The sequence below is a fragment of the Ensifer adhaerens genome, assembly GCF_001270265.1.
Taxonomy (GTDB): domain Bacteria; phylum Pseudomonadota; class Alphaproteobacteria; order Rhizobiales; family Rhizobiaceae; genus Ensifer; species Ensifer adhaerens_B.
Genome location: NZ_LGAP01000019.1, coordinates 56,613 through 76,796 on the forward strand (window position 1 = coordinate 56,613; position 20,184 = coordinate 76,796).

20 protein-coding genes are annotated in these 20,184 nt (G+C 62.1%); 16 read left to right on the top strand and 4 right to left on the bottom strand.

What is annotated here, in order from left to right; genetic code table 11:
* Positions 1-31: 31 nt before the first annotated feature.
* A complete protein-coding gene (locus AC244_RS23120; protein WP_053251229.1) occupies positions 32-628 on the bottom strand; it encodes a nitroreductase family protein in 597 nt (198 codons plus the stop codon).
* Positions 629-711: 83 nt separating this feature from the next.
* Between AC244_RS23120 and AC244_RS37225 the strand changes: the two genes are divergently transcribed.
* The 3 genes from AC244_RS37225 to hpaI all read left to right on the top strand — a co-directional run bounded on the left by AC244_RS37225 (position 712) and on the right by hpaI (position 3,277).
* Positions 712-873 carry a hypothetical protein gene (locus AC244_RS37225; RefSeq protein ID WP_161807892.1) on the top strand — a complete coding sequence of 54 codons (162 nt, stop codon included), beginning with the start codon at positions 712-714 and terminating at the stop codon, positions 871-873.
* A 33-nt stretch (positions 874-906) separates the two neighbouring features.
* Complete coding sequence (gene gabD / locus AC244_RS23125) at positions 907-2,361, top strand: NADP-dependent succinate-semialdehyde dehydrogenase (protein ID WP_053251168.1); 1,455 nt, start codon at positions 907-909, stop codon at positions 2,359-2,361.
* A 109-nt stretch (positions 2,362-2,470) separates the two neighbouring features.
* Entirely contained in the window at positions 2,471-3,277 is an 807-nt protein-coding gene (gene hpaI / locus AC244_RS23130) for a 4-hydroxy-2-oxoheptanedioate aldolase (RefSeq protein WP_053251169.1), read from the top strand.
* On the opposite strand, the gene AC244_RS23135 is transcribed toward hpaI, so the two are convergent.
* Both AC244_RS23135 and AC244_RS23140 read right to left on the bottom strand, forming a co-directional pair.
* The gene (locus tag AC244_RS23135) at positions 3,271-4,359 is read right to left on the bottom strand and encodes a D-mannonate oxidoreductase (RefSeq protein ID WP_053251170.1); all 1,089 of its coding nucleotides are present in this window, start codon (positions 4,357-4,359) and stop codon (positions 3,271-3,273) included. The genes hpaI and AC244_RS23135 overlap by 7 nt on opposite strands.
* Before the next feature lie 20 nt (positions 4,360-4,379).
* Positions 4,380-5,258: a GntR family transcriptional regulator gene (locus tag AC244_RS23140; RefSeq protein ID WP_053251171.1), complete on the bottom strand. Its 879-nt coding sequence runs from the start codon at positions 5,256-5,258 to the stop codon at positions 4,380-4,382.
* A gap of 280 nt (positions 5,259-5,538) precedes the next feature.
* Between AC244_RS23140 and AC244_RS23145 the strand changes: the two genes are divergently transcribed.
* The 9 genes from AC244_RS23145 to AC244_RS23185 all read left to right on the top strand — a co-directional run bounded on the left by AC244_RS23145 (position 5,539) and on the right by AC244_RS23185 (position 16,185).
* Positions 5,539-7,044 (top strand): UxaA family hydrolase, encoded by a 1,506-nt coding sequence (locus tag AC244_RS23145; protein ID WP_053251172.1) that lies wholly within the window; start codon positions 5,539-5,541, stop codon positions 7,042-7,044.
* 39 nt (positions 7,045-7,083) lie between these two features.
* Positions 7,084-8,103, top strand: coding sequence for an aldo/keto reductase (locus AC244_RS23150; protein WP_053251173.1), 1,020 nt, complete (start codon positions 7,084-7,086; stop codon positions 8,101-8,103).
* 218 nt (positions 8,104-8,321) lie between these two features.
* Entirely contained in the window at positions 8,322-9,311 is a 990-nt protein-coding gene (locus tag AC244_RS23155; protein WP_053251174.1) for an ABC transporter substrate-binding protein, read from the top strand.
* Between the two features lie 112 nt (positions 9,312-9,423).
* Complete coding sequence (locus tag AC244_RS23160; RefSeq protein WP_053251175.1) at positions 9,424-10,977, top strand: sugar ABC transporter ATP-binding protein; 1,554 nt, start codon at positions 9,424-9,426, stop codon at positions 10,975-10,977.
* A 40-nt stretch (positions 10,978-11,017) separates the two neighbouring features.
* Positions 11,018-11,995: an ABC transporter permease gene (locus tag AC244_RS23165; protein ID WP_053251176.1), complete on the top strand. Its 978-nt coding sequence runs from the start codon at positions 11,018-11,020 to the stop codon at positions 11,993-11,995.
* Between the two features lie 33 nt (positions 11,996-12,028).
* Positions 12,029-13,051: a zinc-binding alcohol dehydrogenase family protein gene (locus AC244_RS23170; protein WP_053251177.1), complete on the top strand. Its 1,023-nt coding sequence runs from the start codon at positions 12,029-12,031 to the stop codon at positions 13,049-13,051.
* Positions 13,052-13,384: 333 nt separating this feature from the next.
* Positions 13,385-14,659 (top strand): polyhydroxyalkanoate depolymerase, encoded by a 1,275-nt coding sequence (gene phaZ, locus AC244_RS23175; RefSeq protein ID WP_053251178.1) that lies wholly within the window; start codon positions 13,385-13,387, stop codon positions 14,657-14,659.
* A 148-nt stretch (positions 14,660-14,807) separates the two neighbouring features.
* The gene (locus AC244_RS23180; RefSeq protein ID WP_053251179.1) at positions 14,808-15,236 is read left to right on the top strand and encodes a DUF2852 domain-containing protein; all 429 of its coding nucleotides are present in this window, start codon (positions 14,808-14,810) and stop codon (positions 15,234-15,236) included.
* A 193-nt stretch (positions 15,237-15,429) separates the two neighbouring features.
* A complete protein-coding gene (locus AC244_RS23185; RefSeq protein ID WP_053251180.1) occupies positions 15,430-16,185 on the top strand; it encodes a M48 family metallopeptidase in 756 nt (251 codons plus the stop codon).
* A gap of 15 nt (positions 16,186-16,200) precedes the next feature.
* Here AC244_RS23185 and AC244_RS35620 read toward each other — a convergent pair whose 3' ends face one another.
* A complete protein-coding gene (locus AC244_RS35620) occupies positions 16,201-16,341 on the bottom strand; it encodes a hypothetical protein (protein ID WP_234717009.1) in 141 nt (46 codons plus the stop codon).
* A 131-nt stretch (positions 16,342-16,472) separates the two neighbouring features.
* Here AC244_RS35620 and AC244_RS23190 point away from each other — a divergent pair, with 131 nt between their 5' ends.
* The 4 genes from AC244_RS23190 to accD are packed head-to-tail and all read left to right on the top strand — an operon-like array spanning position 16,473 to position 20,177.
* Positions 16,473-17,147 (top strand): phosphoribosylanthranilate isomerase, encoded by a 675-nt coding sequence (locus tag AC244_RS23190; RefSeq protein ID WP_053251181.1) that lies wholly within the window; start codon positions 16,473-16,475, stop codon positions 17,145-17,147.
* A complete protein-coding gene (gene trpB / locus AC244_RS23195; RefSeq protein WP_053251182.1) occupies positions 17,144-18,364 on the top strand; it encodes a tryptophan synthase subunit beta in 1,221 nt (406 codons plus the stop codon). Before AC244_RS23190 ends, trpB begins: the two co-directional genes overlap by 4 nt.
* A gap of 5 nt (positions 18,365-18,369) precedes the next feature.
* Entirely contained in the window at positions 18,370-19,209 is an 840-nt protein-coding gene (gene trpA, locus AC244_RS23200) for a tryptophan synthase subunit alpha (protein ID WP_053251183.1), read from the top strand.
* A gap of 50 nt (positions 19,210-19,259) precedes the next feature.
* A complete protein-coding gene (gene accD, locus AC244_RS23205; protein ID WP_053251184.1) occupies positions 19,260-20,177 on the top strand; it encodes an acetyl-CoA carboxylase, carboxyltransferase subunit beta in 918 nt (305 codons plus the stop codon).
* The last annotated feature ends 7 nt before the right edge of the window (positions 20,178-20,184 follow it).

Below are 20,184 nucleotides of genomic sequence, written 5' to 3' on the forward strand. Positions count from 1 at the left end.
CCGGTGCCGCAAGGCTCCGGGATCTTTTTGTCTATTCCGCCTTGAAACGGCCTTCGAAGGCCAGTTCGGCAAGCGGCTTGCGCTGGCTCGGCTTCTCCCGTTCGCGCAGATCGTCCGGAAGCGTCGAAGGATCGGCAAGCCGGCCGATCGCCACCGCCGCCTCGACCCGGTAATAATCGGGGACGCCAAGGGTGGTCATCGCCTTGTCGCGATCGATGCCGGCCATCGCGTGTGCGTGCCAGCAGGCAACGGTTGTCTGAAGCGCAAGGCTGAACCAGGCCGCGCCGGGGTCGAAGGCATGGGTATAGGTCGCCCGCATCTCGCCGCTGGCTGCCTGCGTGTGGGTCTTCGAGATGACGATCACCAGCGCGGCGGCGTGCTTCGCCCAGCGCTGATTGCTCTCGTTCAGAATATCCAGCACGGCCGCGAAATGCTCGGTGCCGCGGCGGGCGTAGACGAACCGCCAGGGCTGGTTGTTGCTCGCCGACGGCGCCCAGCGGGCGGCTTCAAGCAGCGAGAGCAACTCCTCCTCGCCGATCTCTTCTTGTGTGAACGCGCGCGGCGACCAGCGCTTCAGAAACATGGTGTCGATCGGATGGTCGGCGGTCCTGTGGTTGCTTTCCGTCATGAACATACCTCTGTTATCGTATCGGGAATCCCGTGGGAGGAGCGCCGCCATCGACGACAGTTGCCGCCGGGGAGCGAGGCCGTGTGGGCGAGATTCGCCGCGGACGCTACATGGGATCGCGGAGCTATGAAACCGGCTTTGCGCTCGAACCACCGATCGCTTCGCCGGCTCGATCCGGCATCACACCGGAATATGCAGAAACGGTGTTTCGGGTGATTGTCGAGAGCGATAAAAAAGTTGTATAAGTTCTGTAGATTTTTTCTGAGAGAGGACGCGCGATGACTTTTAAGGACCCGTCACTGTTTCGCCAGGCTGCCTTGATTGGTGGCGAATGGATCGAAGCGGATGCCGCCAATGCGATCGATGTGAACAATCCCGCAACCGGCGAGCTCATCGGCCGTGTGCCGAAGCTTGGAGGCAAGGAGACGAAGGCGGCGATCGAAGCGGCGCGTCTGGCGCAGAAGGGTTGGGCTGCCCGCACCGCCAAGGACCGCGCCGGCGTGCTTCGCCGCTGGTTCGAGCTGATGATCGAGAACAAGGACGATCTCGGCCGCATCCTCACGCTCGAACAGGGCAAGCCGCTGGCCGAGGCCACCGGCGAAATCGTCTATGGCGCCAGCTTCGTCGAATGGTTCGCCGAAGAAGGGCGTCGCATCTATGGCGACCTGATCCCCGGCCACCAGCCGGACAAGCGCATCATGGTGATGAAGCAGCCGATCGGCGTCGTCGCCGCGATCACGCCCTGGAACTTCCCGAATGCGATGATCACCCGTAAGGCCGGCCCGGCCTTTGCCGCCGGCTGCGCCATGGTGCTGAAGCCGGCGTCGCAGACGCCGTTCTCGGCCATTGCGATCGCGGTTCTTGCCGAGCGCGCCGGCCTGCCCAAGGGACTGTTCAGTGTCGTCACCGGTTCGGCCCGCGAGATCGGCGCTGAGATGACCGCCAACCCGGTGGTGCGCAAGCTGACCTTTACCGGTTCGACCGAGGTTGGCGCGGAGCTCTATCGCCAGAGCGCCGGCACGATCAAGAAGCTCGGCCTGGAACTCGGCGGCAACGCACCCTTTATCGTCTTCGACGATGCCGATCTCGACGCGGCTGTCGAAGGTGCGCTGATCGCCAAGTTCCGCAACAACGGCCAGACCTGCGTCTGCGCCAACCGCATCTATGTGCAGGACAAGGTCTATGATGCCTTCTCCGAAAAGCTGGCGGCGGCCGTTGCCAAGCTCAAGATCGGCAATGGTCTCGACCAGGGTGTCATCCTCGGCCCGCTGATCGACACGGCGGCGCTGGAGAAGGTGGAAGAGCATATCGCCGATGCCACTGCCAAGGGGGCTCGCGTGATCCAGGGCGGCAAACGCCATGCGCTCGGCGGCACCTTCTTCGAGGCGACGGTCCTGGCCGATGTCACCCAGGCGATGGCAGTCGCCCGCGAGGAAACCTTCGGTCCGGTCGCGCCGCTGTTCCGCTTCAAGGACGAGAACGACGTTATCGAGTTGGCCAACGACACCGAGTTCGGGTTGGCCTCCTATTTCTACGCCAAGGACCTGGCGCGGGTGTTCCGTGTGGCCGAGGCGCTGGAATACGGCATGGTCGGGGTCAACACCGGGTTGATCTCCACCGCGGAAGCGCCGTTCGGCGGCGTCAAGCTCTCGGGTCTCGGTCGCGAAGGCTCGAAGTACGGGATCGAGGAATTCACCGAGATCAAATATGTCTGCCTCGGCGGCATCGCCTGACGCATTTGCGCGTTGATACGATCTAATCGCGAAACCGGCCGGAAAGCTCTGGCCGGTTTTTTTGTTTGCCGGTACAGAGGTTGCAGTCGTGAAAAGAGGAGATGACGCGATGCCGGCACCGACCAATCCCTTCAAATCAGCCCTTCGCGAGCAGCGCTTTCAGCTCGGTCTCTGGGTCGCACTGGCGAGCCCCTATGCGGCCGAGGTCGTCTCCGGCAGCGGTTATGACTGGCTGTTGATCGACGGCGAGCATGCGCCCAACGACCTGCCGTTGTTGTCGGCCCAGTTCCGGGCAGTGGCGGCATCGGCCAGCCATCCGATCGTCCGCCTTCCCGTCGGCGATACCGCGCTGATCAAGCAGATCCTCGATGTCGGCGTGCAGACGCTGCTCATTCCGATGGTCGAAAGCGTCGAGCAGGCGAAAGAGCTGGTGCGCGCAACCCGTTATCCCCCGCATGGCATTCGCGGCGTCGGCGCGGCACTGGCGCGCGCGTCGCAATTCGGCCGGATATCCGACTATCTTCACACCGCAAACGACCAGATCTGCCTACTCCTGCAGATCGAGAGCCGTGCAGGCCTGGCGGCGATCGACGAGATTGCCGCCCTCGAAGGCGTCGACGGTCTGTTCATCGGACCATCGGATTTGGCCGCGGACATGGGCTACCTCGGCAGCCCGGGGCACCCGGAGGTGCGGGCAGCGATTATCGACGCTTTCACGCGCATCGAGAAGGCCGGAAAGGCGCGCGGAATCATGACGCTCGATCTCGCGCAGGCACGCGACTACCGCGATCTCGGTGCCGATTTCATGGCGATCGGCACCGACGTGACATCGCTGGTTCGGGCGACGCAGGCGCTGCGTCAAGAATTTGCCGGCGAGGAAAGCTATAAGACGAACAAGCTGGAATCCGGCTACTGATCGCAGATCGCGCCGAGCATCGGCATCGCAATGGTCGGGCTCCAGCGGCGGAGATCGGCGATCCGTCGCACGATCTTCTCAGTGTGATGGTTGGCGATATCGGCGAGCCGATGGTCAAGGAACGGATTTCGGAAGCGGTCGAGCGTCGTCGCGACATAGCTGCTTGCCTGTTGTCCGAGACCGTTGGCGGCAAAGGCAGGTACGACTTCTTGGCCGTAGATATCTTCGAGCCGCCCGGCAATCTCCGTATCGGCAAGGATCTGCCGGACGGTTTCGCCGGGGTCGCGCGCCTGCCTGAGCCAGATGTCCGCGAGCACCGTGTGGCCGAGATTGAGGATATGAAGCTTCAGTTTTTCGTAAGGTGCGAGGTCGTCGACCATCAGCACGCATTCGTGCTCGCAAGGCTTCCTTAGGCCCGGTTGTCTCTCGATCGCCCATAAAGCGTAGGGCTCGGCCACAGCACCGGCCGGCTGGATCGGTTCCGAGACGATCCGGTCGACCAGCGTATTGGCCCAGACTATCTCGTTTGCCAGCCACTCGGAAAATCGGGGTTCGCCCAGCCGCTCGCCGGCGAGCTCCAGCACGATGGCTTTCAGCACGTCGCCATTGCGCGACACCAGCTCGCAGGGAAGGATGGTGAGCGGTTTGCCGCCGGCATCGAAGCGGGCTTTCAGAAGCAGCAGAAGTTTACCGGGAAACGACAATGGTACCCGCGCCGACAGGTCGTCTCCGAAGATGTCGTAGCCGGTATCGCCGGTATTCGAGATCAGGAACTCGGCCTCGTCCGCCACGATATTGCAAACGGCGTCCCAACTATCATCAGTCGACAGCGCACGGGCGACGCTTGTGACCCGCTCGACCCTGTCCACTGGCTTGCCGTCGGCAAGCCCGCGGATCGCAACCGGATAGCCCCCGGGCTGCGTCAATGCGGCCAGACGTCCTGTCCGCTCGGTCGAGCCTGTAGTTTGGACCACCGTGATGTGCCCAGGGGCCGCCTGCCGGTCCAGCGCCTCGCTGATGAAGAGATCGGCATGCGCCTGGAGAAAGCGGCTCGTTCCAAACTGCACAAACGGTGTCTTCATGTCGCGGTCCAGTTAGCTGGCTATGGAATAGATTGCAGCAAGGTCTCGCGTGCCGAGCGCAGATGTCGTCGGCAGGCTTCCTCGGCGCGTTTGGGATCGTGCGACCGGAGCGCTTCGATATAGGCAAGGTGCTCTTCCAGCGCCCTTGCGTTTCGCTGCCGGGCGTTGGTCTTGTTCCATTGGTAGTGATAGTGGAACACGATCGCGATGATGTCGTAAAAATCGATGATGAAACGATTGCTCGACGACTTGTGCACCAAGAGGTGGAAGCGCTCGTCGAGCTCGGAGAATTCCTTGTAGCGGTTGTCGATGTCGGCCAGGATCTCGCGGTGCAGCGTCTCGATCTTGCTCAACTCCTGCCAGGCCGGATGGCTGTCCGGCAGCGCAACGAAGCTTGCGGCCGAGCGAAGCTCGAACATCTCGCGGACCTCGGTCAGCTCCAGCGCAAACTCGCGGGTGAAACCCTTGAGGATCCAGTGGCTGTTCGGTCGCTTCTCGATGAGCCCGAACCGGCTGAAGCGGATCAAAAACTCCCGCACGCTTGTGGTGCCGGTGCCGATCTCGCGCGCCAGTTCCAATTCGTTGATCTGCATGCCCGGCTCGGCTCCACCGGCCAGAATCCGGCGCATGAAGCTGCGCTCGATGATTTCGGCGAGCGAATCCGTTTCCTCCGCCGGGAAATAATCCTCCGGCTGCGGCTGGCGCAGCACGATCTTCTTGCGCTTGTCCCAAGTGATCAGCTTCGCCTCTTCGAAGCGGCCGAGAATGGCGCGCACCGTCGTCCGGCTGACGCCAAGCACCTGACCCAGCTCCGGTTCGGAGGGCAGCGAGGATGTCTCCGCCAGCACCTTCAGGCAGCGGTTATAGGCATCCTTGAAGACGGTGTTTTGCTTTGCCATTGCCAGGGTCCGGCCGGTTCGGGTTGCACGGGCGACGAGCCGCTGATCGTAAGATCAGCTTTCGTCGGCCGCCGATCTAACCTGCCGGCGGGCGCTTGTCTTCGCCTCTCGTACGAAAATCATGACGTTTCTCCTGTGTTGCCACCGTGGCCGCGGTGCGCTTCGTTCGCCCGATACTTGCCTCGATGCATAATACCCATTGACGGCAATCTGTCTATTGTGGATAAAAGACAAATAGACCCATCTCGAAATCGCAGAAGCTTTCACGGAGAAATTCAGAGTGTCTGTGCCGTCTTCAATCCTTCTGGCGCCTGAGGACAATGTGGTCGTAGCGACGCTGGCAATCGCTGCCGGCGAGGCTCTGCCTGGCGGCGTTCGGGCTGCGACGAAGATCGATCCCGGGCACAAAGTTGCGATACGGCCGATCCATGCGGGCGATCCCGTGGTCAAATATGCCCAGGCGATCGGACGCGCGACCAGCGACATAGAAGCCGGCGAGCATGTCCATTCCCACAACCTCTCCTTTGATCAGGACCGGCTGGCGATCAGCCCACAAGGTGCGCCGGAAGAGGCGAGTGCCGCCGACAGGGCGCGCACGTTCATGGGCTATCGGCGCGGAGACGGACGGGCGGCGACGCGCAACTACATCGGCATCATTGCCAGCGTGAACTGTTCCACCACGGTCTGTCGGGCAATCGCCGAGGAGGCCAACAGGCGCATCCTGCCGAAATATGATGGCATCGACGGCTTCGTACCGATCGTCCACGACCAGGGCTGCGGCATGTCTTCGACTGGCGACGGCATGATGAACCTGCACAGGACCCTGGCCGGCTATGCGCGGCACGTCAACTTCGGCGGCGCGCTGATGGTCGGGCTCGGTTGCGAGGTCAATCAGTTGACGCTCTACGGCCAGAGCGGGGCCGGGCAGGAAAAGCGCCATTTCAATATCCAGGAGGCCGGCGGCTCGCGGCGTTCGGTGGAGCGTGCGCTCGGCATTCTCGATGAAATCGCCGAGGAGGTCGGCAGGCAACGTCGCGTCGCCATCCCAGTGAGCGAGATCATCGTTGGCCTGCAGTGCGGCGGCTCGGACGGTCTGTCGGGTATTACCGCCAACCCCGCGCTTGGTGCGGCGGTGGATATTCTGGCTGCTGCCGGCGGCACAGCCATCCTGTCGGAAACCTCGGAAATCTACGGTGCGGAACATCTGTTGCGCAGCCGCGCCGCCAACGGCGCGGTTGCCGCAAAGCTCGACGGACTGCTCGCCTGGTGGGAAAACTACGTCGCGCTGCATGGCGCCTCGCTCGACAACAATCCTTCGCCGGGCAACAAGCGCGGCGGCCTCACCACCATTCTGGAGAAGTCGCTGGGCGCGGTCGCCAAGGGCGGGCGCTCGCCGCTCAATGCGGTTTACGGCTATGCCGAACGCGTCACCGAACACGGGCTCGTCTTCATGGATACGCCGGGCTACGACCCCGTGTCGGCGACCGGCCAGGTGGCCGGCGGTGCCAACGTGATCGCCTTTACCACCGGCCGCGGCAGCTGTTTCGGCTGTCGGCCCGCACCGTCGATCAAGCTGACCAGCAACACCGCGCTGTTCCGGGCGATGGAAGAAGACATGGACATCGATTGCGGCGTGATCGCATCCGGGGAGGCGACGATCGCCGGGCTCGGCCGCGAGATCTTCGATCTCATCATCGATACCGCTTCGGGAAAGAAGACCAAGAGCGAGCTTTTCGGCTACGGCGACAACGAATTCGTGCCCTGGCATCTCGGGGCGACACTCTGACGGTGTGATTTGCGCATCCTTGGAGGGAGGAGACAGGGAATGCAGACGAGAAAGATCGGTGGCACCGACCTGTCGGTGACCGAATACAGTTTTGGCGCCGCCGGCCTTGGCGGGCTCTACCGCGAATGCACGCGCGAAGCGGCAATGGAAACGCTGGAGGCTGCCTGGGCCGCCGGTTTGCGCTATTTCGACGTCGCGCCTTACTACGGCCTCGGGCTTGCCGAGCGGCGGGTCGGCGACTTCCTGCGCGACAAGCCGCGCGATGAGTTTGTGCTGTCCACCAAGGTCGGACGGCTGCTGCACCCCGTGCCGGAAGGTGAGGTGCCGGACTATTCCTACGTCAAGCCGCTGAACTTCGACGTGCGTTATGACTACAGCTACGATGCGATCATGCGCTCGGTGGAATTCAGTTATGCGCGCCTCGGTCTCAACCGCATCGATATTCTCTATGTCCATGACATCGGCGTCTACACCCATGGCGCCGCCCGCAACGCCGTCTATCTCAGACAACTCTTGGATTCCGGCCTCAAGGCGCTGGAGGAACTGAAGGCCGGCGGCGTGATCGCCGCCTATGGGCTCGGCGTCAACGAGGTTCCGGTTTGCCTGGAGGTGATGCGCCGCGCCGAGATCGACTGCATCCTGCTCGCGGGGCGCTATACGCTGCTCGATCGTTCCGCCGTTGCCGAACTCCTGCCGCTCTGCGAGACAAAGAAGGCGTCGCTCATCGTCGGTGGTGTGTTCAATTCCGGCATCCTGGCGACCGGCCCGGTCGACGGCGCGCATTTCGACTACATGCCCGCCAGCGCGGAGGTGCGCGGCAAGGTCGGCGCGATGGAGCGCATTGCCCGAGAGCGTGGTGTGCCGCTGGCCGCTGCCGCCATGCAGTTTCCGCTCGACAATGCAATGGTTGCCTCGGTCCTGCTCGGGACGGCGAAACCGGAGAGCCTGAAGCGCAACATGGACGCGCTGCGGCACCGACTGTCGGCGGACGATTTCTCGGCTTTTGAGCCTTACACGCTTGTGGCGCCGGAGCTTGGATTGGAGGCGGTCCGGGCCTGAGGCTCGGGTGCCGGGCCGGCGGTCTTCGCAGGTACGGCGCAAACGCAATCTCGGAGGAGACAGTGCAGTCACGCAAATCGCAGCAGCGACTGCTTGCAAAGCGGAGAATGTTGTATTAGCGTTTCAATATGTTTTTTATCGATAAAAGATCGATCCGCGAGCACCCGGTGAATCGATCTCCATAAGGTGGAACGAGGTGCACTGAGAGGAGAAACCCAATGAGCATAACCAAGCACATTCTTTCCCGTCGTGCCTTCACCGCCTTGGCCGGCGCGGCGATGATCGCCACGATGGCGCCTGTCGCGTCCTTCGCGCAGGATGTAACCATTCCGATCATCGTCAAGGATACCACGTCCTTTTACTGGCAGATCGTGCTGGCGGGCGCACGCGCGGCCGGGAAGGACCTTGGTGTCAATGTCCCTGAACTTGGTGCGCAAGCCGAATCCGACATCAACGGTCAGATCACTATTCTTGAGAACGCCGTTGCCGGTTCGCCGGTGGCCGTCGTGATCTCGCCGACCGAGTTCAAGGCGCTTGGCAAGCCGATCGACGAAGCCGCAAAATCGGTTCCGATCATCGGCATCGATTCTGCTGCCGACTCCAAGGCCTTCTCCTCCTTCCTGACGACCGACAACGTCCAGGGCGGCAGGATCGCCGCCGATGGTCTTGCCGCTGCTGTCAAGGGAATGACCGGCAAGGAAGAGGGTGAGATTGTAATCATCACCAACCTGCCGGGCGTCGGTTCGCTCGATCAGCGCCGTGAAGGCTTCCTCGATCAGATCAAGACGAAATATCCGGGCTTCAAGGTCGTGGCCGACAAATATGCCGACGGCCAGGCGACCACCGGCCTCAACATGATGACCGACCTGATCACCGCCAATCCGAACCTCGTCGGCGTCTTTGCCTCCAACCTGATCATGGCGCAGGGCGTCGGCCAGGCGATTGCCGAAAACAAGCTCGGCGACAAGATCAAGGTAATCGGCTTCGACAGCGACGAGAAGACCGTCGGCTTCCTCAAGGAAGGCGTGCTCGCCGGCCTGGTCGTCCAGGACCCCTATCGCATGGGCTATGATGGCGTGAAGACGGCGCTGGCGGTCTCGAAGAAGGAGAAGGTCGAGGCCAACGTCGATACCGGCGCCAATCTGGTGACCAAGGCCAACATGGCTGAGCCGAAGATCGATGCTCTGCTCAACCCGAAAGTGAATTAACGGCAATCGGCGGCAGGCGCGCGAACTTCGCCTGCCGCCGAGAATACGGTTGCCAGCGGCCGGGTACGAGGACCGGCCGCTGGCAGTCTGTGCGATTGGGAGGAATGCGCAGATGCCAGGTCTCGATGAGGTCAGTGATATCAAGAGCGACGGTTTGAAGACGGCTGCCCGCCACCCGGTGCCGAAGGGCGAGCCGATCCTGGAAATGCGCGCGCTGCAGAAGAAGTACGGCGCCGTCGAAGCGCTGAAGCCTGCCTCCATCACATTCCTGTCCGGGGAGATTCACGCGATCGTCGGCGAAAATGGTGCCGGAAAATCGACGCTGATCAAGCTTCTGACCGGCGTCATCCGGCGCACCTCCGGCGAAGTCTATTGGTGCGGCAAGCCGGTCCAGCTCGACAATCCGCATGAGGCGATCGCCCGCGGCATCAACGCCGTGCATCAGGAGGTGGTGCTTTGCCCGCACTTGAGCGTGGCCGCCAACATGTTCCTCGGCGACGAGATGAAAAGCGCCGGGCTGATGCGCAAGCGAGCCATGACCGAGGCGGCCCAGAGCGTCCTTGACGATCTCGGCTTCAACCTGCCGGCCGCGGCAACGCTCGGCAGCCTGACGATCGGCCAGCAGCAATTGGTCGCGACCGCCCGCGCCGCCATGCGCGGTACCCAGTTTCTGATCTTCGACGAGCCGACCGCCTATCTGACCCGACAGGAATCCGCGCAACTGTTCCGGCTCATTCGCCGGCTGCAGGGCGAGGGTGTGACGATCGTCTATATCAGCCACCGCATGGAGGAAGTCTTCGAACTGGCCGATCGTGTCTCGGTGCTGCGCGACGGCACCCATGTCGGCACGCGAAGGATCGGCGAGACCAATGACGCCGAGCTGATCACCCTGATGATCAATCGCACCATCGAGCAGATCTATCACAAGGAACATTTTCCGGCCGGTGAAGTGATCGTCGAAACCCGAGGCTTGAGCGGCCCCGGCTTCGAGGATGTGTCGCTGACCGTTCGCGCCGGCGAGATCGTCGGCCTCTATGGTTTGATCGGTGCCGGCCGCAGCGAATTCGCGCTAGGCCTCTATGGCCGCCATGCCTCGACCGCGGGCGAGGTCTACTGGCAGGGACGCAAGGTCAAGATCGCCAACGAGCGGACCGCGATGGACCTTGGCATTGCGCTGGCGCCGGAAAGTCGGCGCGACCAGGGCCTCTGCCTCAACCTGCCGATCGGTCTCAACATCAATCTGCCGGTTTTCAGTCGGCTGACGCGCGGGCTGACGATCAACCGTCAGAAGGAAATCGAGAATGCCGATCGGCAGATCAGGGATCTGAAGATCAAGACGCCATCGCGCCGCGTTCTTGCCTCGGCGATGTCCGGCGGCAACCAGCAGAAGATCGTCATCGGCAAGTGGCTGAGCCACGGCGCCAAGCTCTTCATCTTCGACGAGCCGACGGTCGGTGTCGATGTCGGCACCAAGGCGGAAATCTACCGGCTGTTCGCTCGGCTTCTGGAGAACGGAGCGGGGATCATCCTGATCTCCTCTTACCTGCCTGAAGTCTACGAACTGTCCGATCGCCTGCACGTGTTCCGGCGGGGACGGCTGGTCGCCAGCCACGACTATCGAGCGGCGAGCCACGAGGAAGTGCTGACGCAGGCGATCGGTGTCTGATCGCCACAATGACAATCAAGGGGAAGCAGGGAGGACGACGATGAGTGCTGAAACGGTCGACAGCGGAGCAGGCCCGGCGCCGCGGAAAGGCGTGAGCATCCTGTTCGGCCTGACGCTTCTCGGGCTCCTGCTTTTCCTCTGGCTGCTGCTGGGGCTCGCCACCAACAGTTTCTGGACGCCCAACAACATCAGCAACCTGCTGCGTCAGGGCGCCATGACGGCAATCCTTGCCGTCGGCCAGACCTTCGTCATTATCACCGCCGGCATCGATCTTTCCGTCGGTGCCGTCGTCGGCTTCACCAGCGTGATCGTCGCCTGGTTGCTCGCCGCCGGCGTGCCGCTGTGGATCGCCATCATCCTGACGCTCGCCTTCGGCGTGCTGATCGGCGCCTTCCACGCCTTCGGCATCGTCCGCATGGGGCTGCCGCCGTTCATCATCACGCTGGCGACCCTGACCTCGCTGCGCGGCATTGGGCTGTTGATCACCAACGGCTCGACGATTTCGATCACCAACGAGGCCTTCACCAATTTCTCCCGCGCCGACTTCCTCGGCGTGCCCAGCCTGTTCTGGATGGTGATCGTGGTGGCGATCCCGGCCTATGTCTTCCTGCACTTGAGCCGCTTCGGCCGCTATCTCTTTGCCGTCGGTTCCAACAGCGAGGCGGCACGCCTTTCCGGCGTCAACGTGCATCGCACCATCTACCTCGCCTATATCCTGTCCTCGACCTGCGCGGCCTTCGTCGGCCTGCTGCTGGCGTCCCGTATCGGCATCGGCAATGCCACACAGGCCGAAGGCTGGGAACTGCAGGCGATCGCCTCCTCGGTCATCGGCGGCACGAGCCTGTTCGGCGCCGTCGGCTCCGTACATGGCCCGCTGCTCGGCGCCTTCATCCTCGCCACGATCAACAACGGCGCCAACCTGCTCAACGTCAATTCGTTCTGGCAGCGCATCATTACCGGCGTCCTGATCATCGTGATCGTCTATTTTGATCAGCTCAGGCGGCGCGGCGCGCGCTAGGCGTGAGGCCTCTGACAACATACGGAAAATGACATGAAAGCCGTCCTCTGTCCGCAACCCGGTCGCCTGGAGATTGTTGAACGTGCGCCTGTGTCGGCCCCACCTTCGGGATGGGTCAGCGTGGCCGTCAGCCATGTCGGCATCTGCGGCACCGACTATCACATCTTCGCCGGCAAGCACCCGTTCCTGGAATATCCCAGGGTCATGGGGCACGAGATCTCGGCGACCGTGGTTGCCAATGGACCGGGGACGACAATCGCCCCGGGGACGCCGGTGGTCGTCAACCCCTATCTCTCCTGCGGCGACTGTGTCGCCTGCCGCCGGGGCAAACCGAATTGCTGCACCGCCATCAGGGTCCTCGGCGTCCACACAGACGGTGCTTTCTGCGAGGAAATTCTTGTTCCCGAGGGCAATCTTTACCCGGCAATCGATCTATCGCCCGAGGCGGCAGCGACGGTCGAGTTCCTCGCCATCGGCGCCCACGCCGTGCGCCGGGTTGCCGCACCTGCCGGCGTTCGCGCCCTTGTCATCGGCGCCGGGCCGATCGGGCTTGGAACGGCCATCTTCTCGCGCATCGCCGGCCACGAGGTGACGCTGATGGATACCAGCAGTGAAAGGCTGGCCTTTGCGACCGAGCGGCTTGGTTTCGGTTCTGGCATCGTTGCCGACGAAACGTCCGGCCGGCGCGTCGCCGAGGCCACGGGCGGCGACGGTTTCGATGTCGTCTTCGACGCCACCGGCCATGGCGGCTCGATGGAAGCGGCCTTCGGCTATGTGGCTCACGGAGGAACACTGGTGTTCGTCAGCGTGGTCAAGGACGACATCCGCTTCTCCGATCCGGAGTTTCATAAGCGCGAAATGACGCTGATCGGCAGCCGCAATGCGACGCGCGAGGATTTCGATCATGTCGTGAACTCGATACGTGAGGGGTTGGTGCCGGTGGAGAGATTGATCACCCATCGAACGACGATGGATGCGGTGGTTGAGGATCTGCCACGCTGGGCGAACGAGAAGTCGGGCCTGGTCAAGGCGATCGTCCGGATCGCGGCGGCGTGACGGCCCGTTCTGCTGCGATGCGGAAGATCGGGCGGAAGACTGACCACCGTGGGGTCGCTTCAGAAAAGGCTGCTGCTCGCGCCCTAAGACCGCGATTTCTGACGAAAACGCGCTCTTTCGGCCAGCCTCGAGCAAGTCCGTTTGTTAATTATCAGTAATCCGGCGGCATTCTCGCAGAAGTCGCTTGTATCGAACCGAAACGGGTATACTTGTTGCAGTGCACAAGAAACATGGTAGTCTGGCAGGGATTGCGGACACCAAGACAAACAATCGCAAGCTTGCGTCCGACTGGGAGCGGCGTTGTCGTTGATTGAACCAAGGGGTACGCTTCCTATGTTCTACCAGCTCTACGAACTGAACCATGCCATGATGGCGCCGTGGCGAACGGCGGCGGATGCCATGCGGCTTGCTTTCAGCAATCCGATGAACCCGATCTCGCACACCTATTTCGGCCGCGCGACAGCCGCTGGCCTCGAGGTTTTCGAACGATCGACGCGCCGCTACGGCAAGCCGGAATTCGGCCTGCCTGAAACCCTGATCGACGGCCAGCCCGTTGGCGTTCATGAGCGCATCGTCTGGCGCGAGCCGTTCTGCAATCTGCTCCATTTCGAGCGGGCTCTTCCCAAGGGCAGGGCGGCCGACCCGAAGGTGCTGATCGTTGCGCCGATGTCGGGTCACTATGCCACGTTGCTGCGCGGAACCGTCGAGGCCCTGCTTCCGCACTCCGATATCTACATCACCGACTGGATCGATGCGCGCATGGTTCCCTTGAGCGAGGGGACCTTCGATCTCGACGATTACATCGACTACGTCATCCAGATGCTGCATTTCCTCGGACCCGACACCCATGTCATCGGCGTCTGTCAGCCGGCCGTTCCGGTGCTTGCGGCTGCAGCCCTGATGGAAGCAGCAGACGATCCGCTGTCGCCTGCGTCTATGACGCTGATGGGCGGGCCGATCGATACGCGCATCAATCCGACAGCCGTCAATCAGCTGGCTGAAGAGCGCCCGATCGAATGGTTCCGCGACAATGTCGTCATGCCGGTGCCGTGGCCGCAGCCGGGCTTCATGCGCATGGTCTATCCGGGTTTCCTTCAGCTCTCGGGTTTCATGTCGATGAACCTCGACCGGCACCTGATCGCCCATAAGGAATTCTTCGCTCATCTCGTGAAGAACGACGGCGACGCTGCCGAGAAGCATCGCGATTTCTACGATGAATACCTTGCAGTGATGGATCTGACGGCAGAGTTCTATCTGCAGACCGTTCAGGTCGTCTTCATGCAGCATGCCTTGCCCAAGGGTGAGATGATGCATCGCGGTCGCCGCGTCGATACCACGGCCATCAAGAAGGTCGCGTTGCTGACGGTCGAGGGTGAGAACGACGACATTTCGGGCCTCGGTCAGACGAAGGCGGCGCAGACGATCTGCACCAACATCCCCGAGCATATGCGGATGCACTACATGCAGCCGGATGTCGGACACTATGGTGTGTTCAACGGCTCGCGCTTCCGCCGCGAAATCGCGCCGCGTATCGTCGCCTTCCAGCGCGAGCATGCCCGCCACGCAAAGCCGGTGACGCAGGTGATCAAGGGCGGAAAAACCGCCTGATCCCAGCAAAAAGCGGGCTTTTGCCGGCGCAGAGTCAAGGGTTTGTCCGATTCCGGGCAAGGGCGTCTTGTAGTCGAAAGCGCGCCTTCCCACATCGTTTTCACCGGGCCGCGATGGGCGGCCCGGGTGATTGCGAGGAATCCTGAAGATGAACCAATCTGCATTGATCCGTCCGGATTGGACGCCCGCGACCATTGCATTGATGGTGCTCGGTTTCGTGGTCTTCTGGCCGCTCGGCCTGGCCATGCTCGCCTACATTCTCTTCGGCGAGAAACTGAAAACGTTCAAGAAAGACGCCAACAGCTCGGTCGATAGCATGTGCTCCGCCTTCAAGCGCGGCAATCGCGCCAACTGGACGCAGCATCATCGCACCGGCAACGTCGCCTTCGATGACTGGCGCGAAGCCGAGCTTGCCCGTCTCGACGAAGAGCGCCGCAAGCTCGATGAAATGCGCGAGGAATTCGATTCCTACGTGCGCGAGCTTCGCCGCGCCAAGGACCAGGAAGAGTTCGACCGCTTCATGCGTGAACGCCGCAACGGCGGTTCCGGACCGGTTGCCCCGTTCGAGGCAAACTGAGTGACGAAATGGACATCCGGTGTTTCACATGAAACACCGGATGTCGCGATCGGCCGTGCGGGGGCAGGTGTCTCTTGAGATGCGGAAACGCCGTAGCACATCGATCACGAGTATCGGCAACTCCCTGGACCGCGGCGCGCTTTAGGGAATTATGCATTAGCCGAAAAGGCCGCGAATCGGATAGAAAGCCGTCATGTTCCCTTCTTTCACGCGGCGGCGCATTCCCCCGGCTCCTGTCGACACGACCCGAGAAATCGAGGTCGCGGGCAAGATGCTTCCACTGACCATCCGGCAGAATTCGCGCGCCACACGGATGACGCTGCGCATCGAGCCCGGCGGCCGGGCACTGAAGCTGACGATCCCGCAAGGGTTGGCCGATCGGGAGGTAACTGCCTTCCTCAACCGCCATCAGGGCTGGTTGATGACCAAGCTGGCGCGGTTCTCCGGCGAAAGCCAGCTGGAAGAGGGCGGCTCGATCCTGATCCGCGGCGTCGCGCATCGGATCGAGAGAACCGGAAAAATCAGAGGTTTGACCGAGACAGTCATCGTCGGCGACGACGCGATATTGCGTGTCAGCGGCGGCGAAGAACATCTGCGCCGGCGTATCGTCGATTTTCTCAAGAAGGAAGCGCGGCACGACCTCGACCGCCTCGTCGCGGTCTATGCCGGCCGGATCGGCCGGCGTCCAAAGTCGCTTAGCCTGAAGGACACGCGCAGCCGCTGGGGCTCCTGTTCGGCCGATGGCGCCCTGAGTTTCTCATGGCGCATCGTCATGGCGCCGCCAAAGGTCATTGCCTATCTCGCTGCGCACGAAGTCGCGCATCTCCAGGAAATGAACCACGGGCCGGATTTCTGGGCGCTCTGCGAGAAGCTTTGTCCTGATACCAATGATGCCAAGCGTTGGCTGAGGCGCAACGGCACGATGCTGCACGCCATCGATTTCGATTGAATTGTCCGTTTGAGATCAGCCGCGGTTGCGGCCGGCCAGTGCCGCCTGAATCTTCTCGTCGGTCTTGTACTGGCTGAGCGCATAGACCGACCAGATCGCCGCCGGCACCCAGCCGATCAAGGTGATCTGCAGAATGAGGGCAAGCAGCAGACGCATTCGTCTCTCCGTTGTGATAGAATACATATGGTAAGCGCACGCGGGCACCGCAATGTCGCACCCTCGGGACGACGGTGCGCAGGGTGGTTTTTGGCTCGACTCCAGCGACATTTCATGCAAGGTCGCTTCTCATGAAAACCGAAGTGAAGATATGCGGGCTGAAGACCGCGGAAGCGGTGGATCGGGCTGTGGCGCTGGGCGCATCGCACACGGGCTTCATCTTTTTCCCGAAGAGTCCGCGCAATCTGGAACCCGATGATGCCGGCCGTCTGGCCGACCGGATACGCGGCCAGGCAAAGATCGTCGCCGTGACCGTCAATGCCGACAACGACGATCTCGACGAGATCGTCGCCGCGCTCAATCCCGACATTCTGCAGCTGCATGGCAGCGAGACGCCCGACAGGGTACTCAACGTCAAGGCGGTCTATGGCCTTCCTGTGATGAAGGCGCTGTCGATCCGCGATGCCGGCGATCTGGAAAAGGTCGAGCCCTATGTCGGGATTGCCGACCGGTTTCTGTTTGATGCCAAGCCCCCGGCGGGATCGGAATTGCCCGGCGGCAACGGCGTCTCCTTCGACTGGAAGCTGCTCGATGCGCTTGACGGCAGCGTCGATTACATGCTTTCCGGTGGTTTGAACGTGAACAACATCGGTGAGGCCCTGGCGCAGACGCGCGCCCGCGCCATCGATATTTCCTCCGGCGTCGAGAGCGCGCCGGGCGTCAAGGATCTCAAGCTCATGGAATCGTTTTTCGATGCTGTTCGCCAGGCGGAGGCGGTTACGGCACGGTCAGGGAGCAACACGTGAACGAGGCGCCAAAACTGAACTCCTACCGGGCAGGCCCTGACGAAGACGGCCGTTTCGGCATTTTCGGTGGCCGCTTCGTTGCCGAAACCCTGATGCCTTTGATCCTCGACCTGCAGGATGAGTGGGACAAGGCAAAGAACGATCCGGCCTTCAAGGCGGAACTCGACAATCTCGGCGCGCATTATATCGGCCGCCCGAGCCCGCTCTATTTCGCCGAGCGGCTGACTGAAGAACTTGGCGGCGCCAAGATCTATTTCAAGCGCGAGGAGCTGAACCACACCGGTTCGCACAAGATCAACAATTGCATCGGCCAGATCCTGCTTGCCAAGCGCATGGGCAAGACGCGCATCATCGCCGAAACCGGTGCCGGCCAGCACGGCGTGGCCTCGGCCACCGTTGCCGCGCGCTTCGGCCTGCCTTGCGTCGTCTACATGGGCGCGACCGACGTCGAGCGCCAGGCGCCGAACGTCTTCCGCATGAAGCTTCTCGGCGCCGAGGTGAAGCCGGTGACCGCCGGCAACGGCACGCTCAAGGACGCGATGAATGAAGCGCTGCGCGACTGGGTCACCAATGTCGACAACACCTACTACCTGATCGGCACAGCCGCCGGTCCGCATCCCTATCCAGAAATGGTCCGCGATTTTCAGGCCGTCATCGGCCAGGAGGCGAAGGAGCAGATGCTTGCAGCCGAAGGCCGGCTTCCCGATCTCGTCGTTGCTGCCGTCGGCGGCGGTTCCAATGCGATCGGCATCTTCCATTCGTTCCTTGACGACGAAGGCGTGAAGATCGTCGGCGTCGAGGCTGGCGGCAAGGGGCTCGAAGGCGACGAGCATTGCGCGTCGATCACCGCCGGCTCGCCGGGCGTGCTCCACGGTAACCGCACCTATCTGCTGCAGGACGGCGACGGGCAGATCAAGGAAGGCCACTCGATTTCGGCCGGCCTCGACTATCCCGGCATCGGCCCGGAACACTCCTGGCTCAACGATGTCGGCCGTGTCGAATATGTGCCGATCATGGACCACGAGGCGCTGGAGGCATTCCAGATGCTGACCCGTCTTGAAGGCATCATCCCGGCACTCGAGCCCTCGCACGCCTTGGCCGAGGTCATCAAGCGCGCACCGAAGATGGGCAAGGACGAGATCATCCTGATGAATCTCTCCGGTCGCGGCGACAAGGACATCTTCACCGTCGGCAAGATTCTGGGTATGGGGCTATAACGATCATGACCGCACGCATGGACAGAAAGTTCGCCGATGTGGCGTCGGAAGGACGCCCGGTCCTTGTCACCTATTTCATGGGTGGCGACCCCGATTTCGAAACGTCCCTTTCCATCATGAAGGCGCTGCCGAAGGCCGGTGCCGACGTCATCGAACTCGGCATGCCGTTTTCGGACCCGATGGCCGACGGACCGGCGATCCAGCTTGCCGGCCAGCGTTCGCTGAAGGGCGGCCAGACGCTGGCAAAGACGCTCGAGATCGCCCGCCGTTTTCGCGAGGAAGACCAGCGCACCCCGATCGTGCTGATGGGCTATTACAATCCGATCTACATCTATGGCGTCGATCGCTTCCTGACGGATGCACTGGACGCGGGCATCGACGGGTTGATCGTTGTCGATCTGCCGCCCGAGATGGACGATGAGCTCTGCATCCCCGCGCTTGAGAAGGGCATCAGCTTCATTCGCCTGGCGACGCCGACGACGGATGACCGTCGTCTGCCGAAGGTTCTCGAAAATACCTCGGGCTTCGTGTATTACGTCTCGATGAACGGCATCACGGGCTCGGCGCTGCCGGATCCGTCGTTGATTGCCGGCGCCGTTCAGCGCATCAAGACCCATACGAAACTGCCGGTCTGCGTCGGTTTCGGCGTCAAGACGGCGGAACATGCAAGAGCCATCGGTGCATCCGCCGATGGCGTCGTCGTCGGTACGGCGATCGTCAATCAGATCGCGTCGAGCCTGACCGAAGAGGGCAAGGCAACGGACGCGACGGTACCGGGTGTCGAAGCGCTGGTAAGGGGCCTTTCGGCTGGCGTGCGGTCCGCACGGCTCGCAGCAGCCGAATAATTGCCTATATTAGCGCGCACAACCCGAAGAAAATCTTCAGGAGTCTATAAGTGAACTGGATCACAAACTACGTTCGGCCGAAAATCAATTCGATGCTGGGCCGCAGGGAAGTTCCGGAAAATCTCTGGATCAAGTGCCCCGAAACCGGCGAGATGGTGTACCACCGCGATCTCGAGGAAAACAAATGGGTCATCCCGCAGTCCGGCTTCCATATGAAGATGCCGGCCAAGGCGCGGCTGAAGGATCTGTTCGACGGTGGTATCTACGAGGCCCTGCCGCAGCCCAAGGTGGCGCAGGACCCGTTGAAGTTCCGCGATTCCAAGAAATATGCCGACCGGCTTCGTGACAGCCGCGTCAAGACCGAGCTGGAAGACACGATCGTGGCCGGTGTCGGTCGCGTCCAGGGCGTCAAGCTCGTTGGCGTCGTGCATGAGTTCAACTTCATCGGCGGTTCGCTCGGCATGGCCGCAGGCGAGGCGATCGTGAAGGCCTTCGAGAAGGCGATTGCGGAGAAGTGCCCGCTCGTCATCTTCCCGGCCTCCGGTGGCGCCCGCATGCAGGAAGGCATCCTGTCGCTGATGCAGCTGCCGCGCACGACTGTTGCGGTCAACATGCTCAAGGAAGCCGGCCTTCCCTATATCGTCGTGCTGACGAACCCGACCACCGGTGGTGTGACCGCCTCCTACGCCATGCTCGGCGACATTCATCTGGCCGAACCCGGCGCCGAAATCGGCTTTGCCGGCAAGCGCGTCATCGAACAGACCTTGCGCGAAAAGCTGCCGGAAGGCTTCCAGACGTCGGAATACCTTCTGGAACACGGCATGGTCGACATGGTCGTCAAGCGCCATGACATTCCCTCGACGCTGGCCCGTGTGCTGAAGATCCTGATGAAGAAGCCGGCCGATGCGGTCAAGCTCAACGGCGGCGGTGCGGAACCGGCGGCTCTGCCGGTTGCGGCAAGCGCATAGCATACGA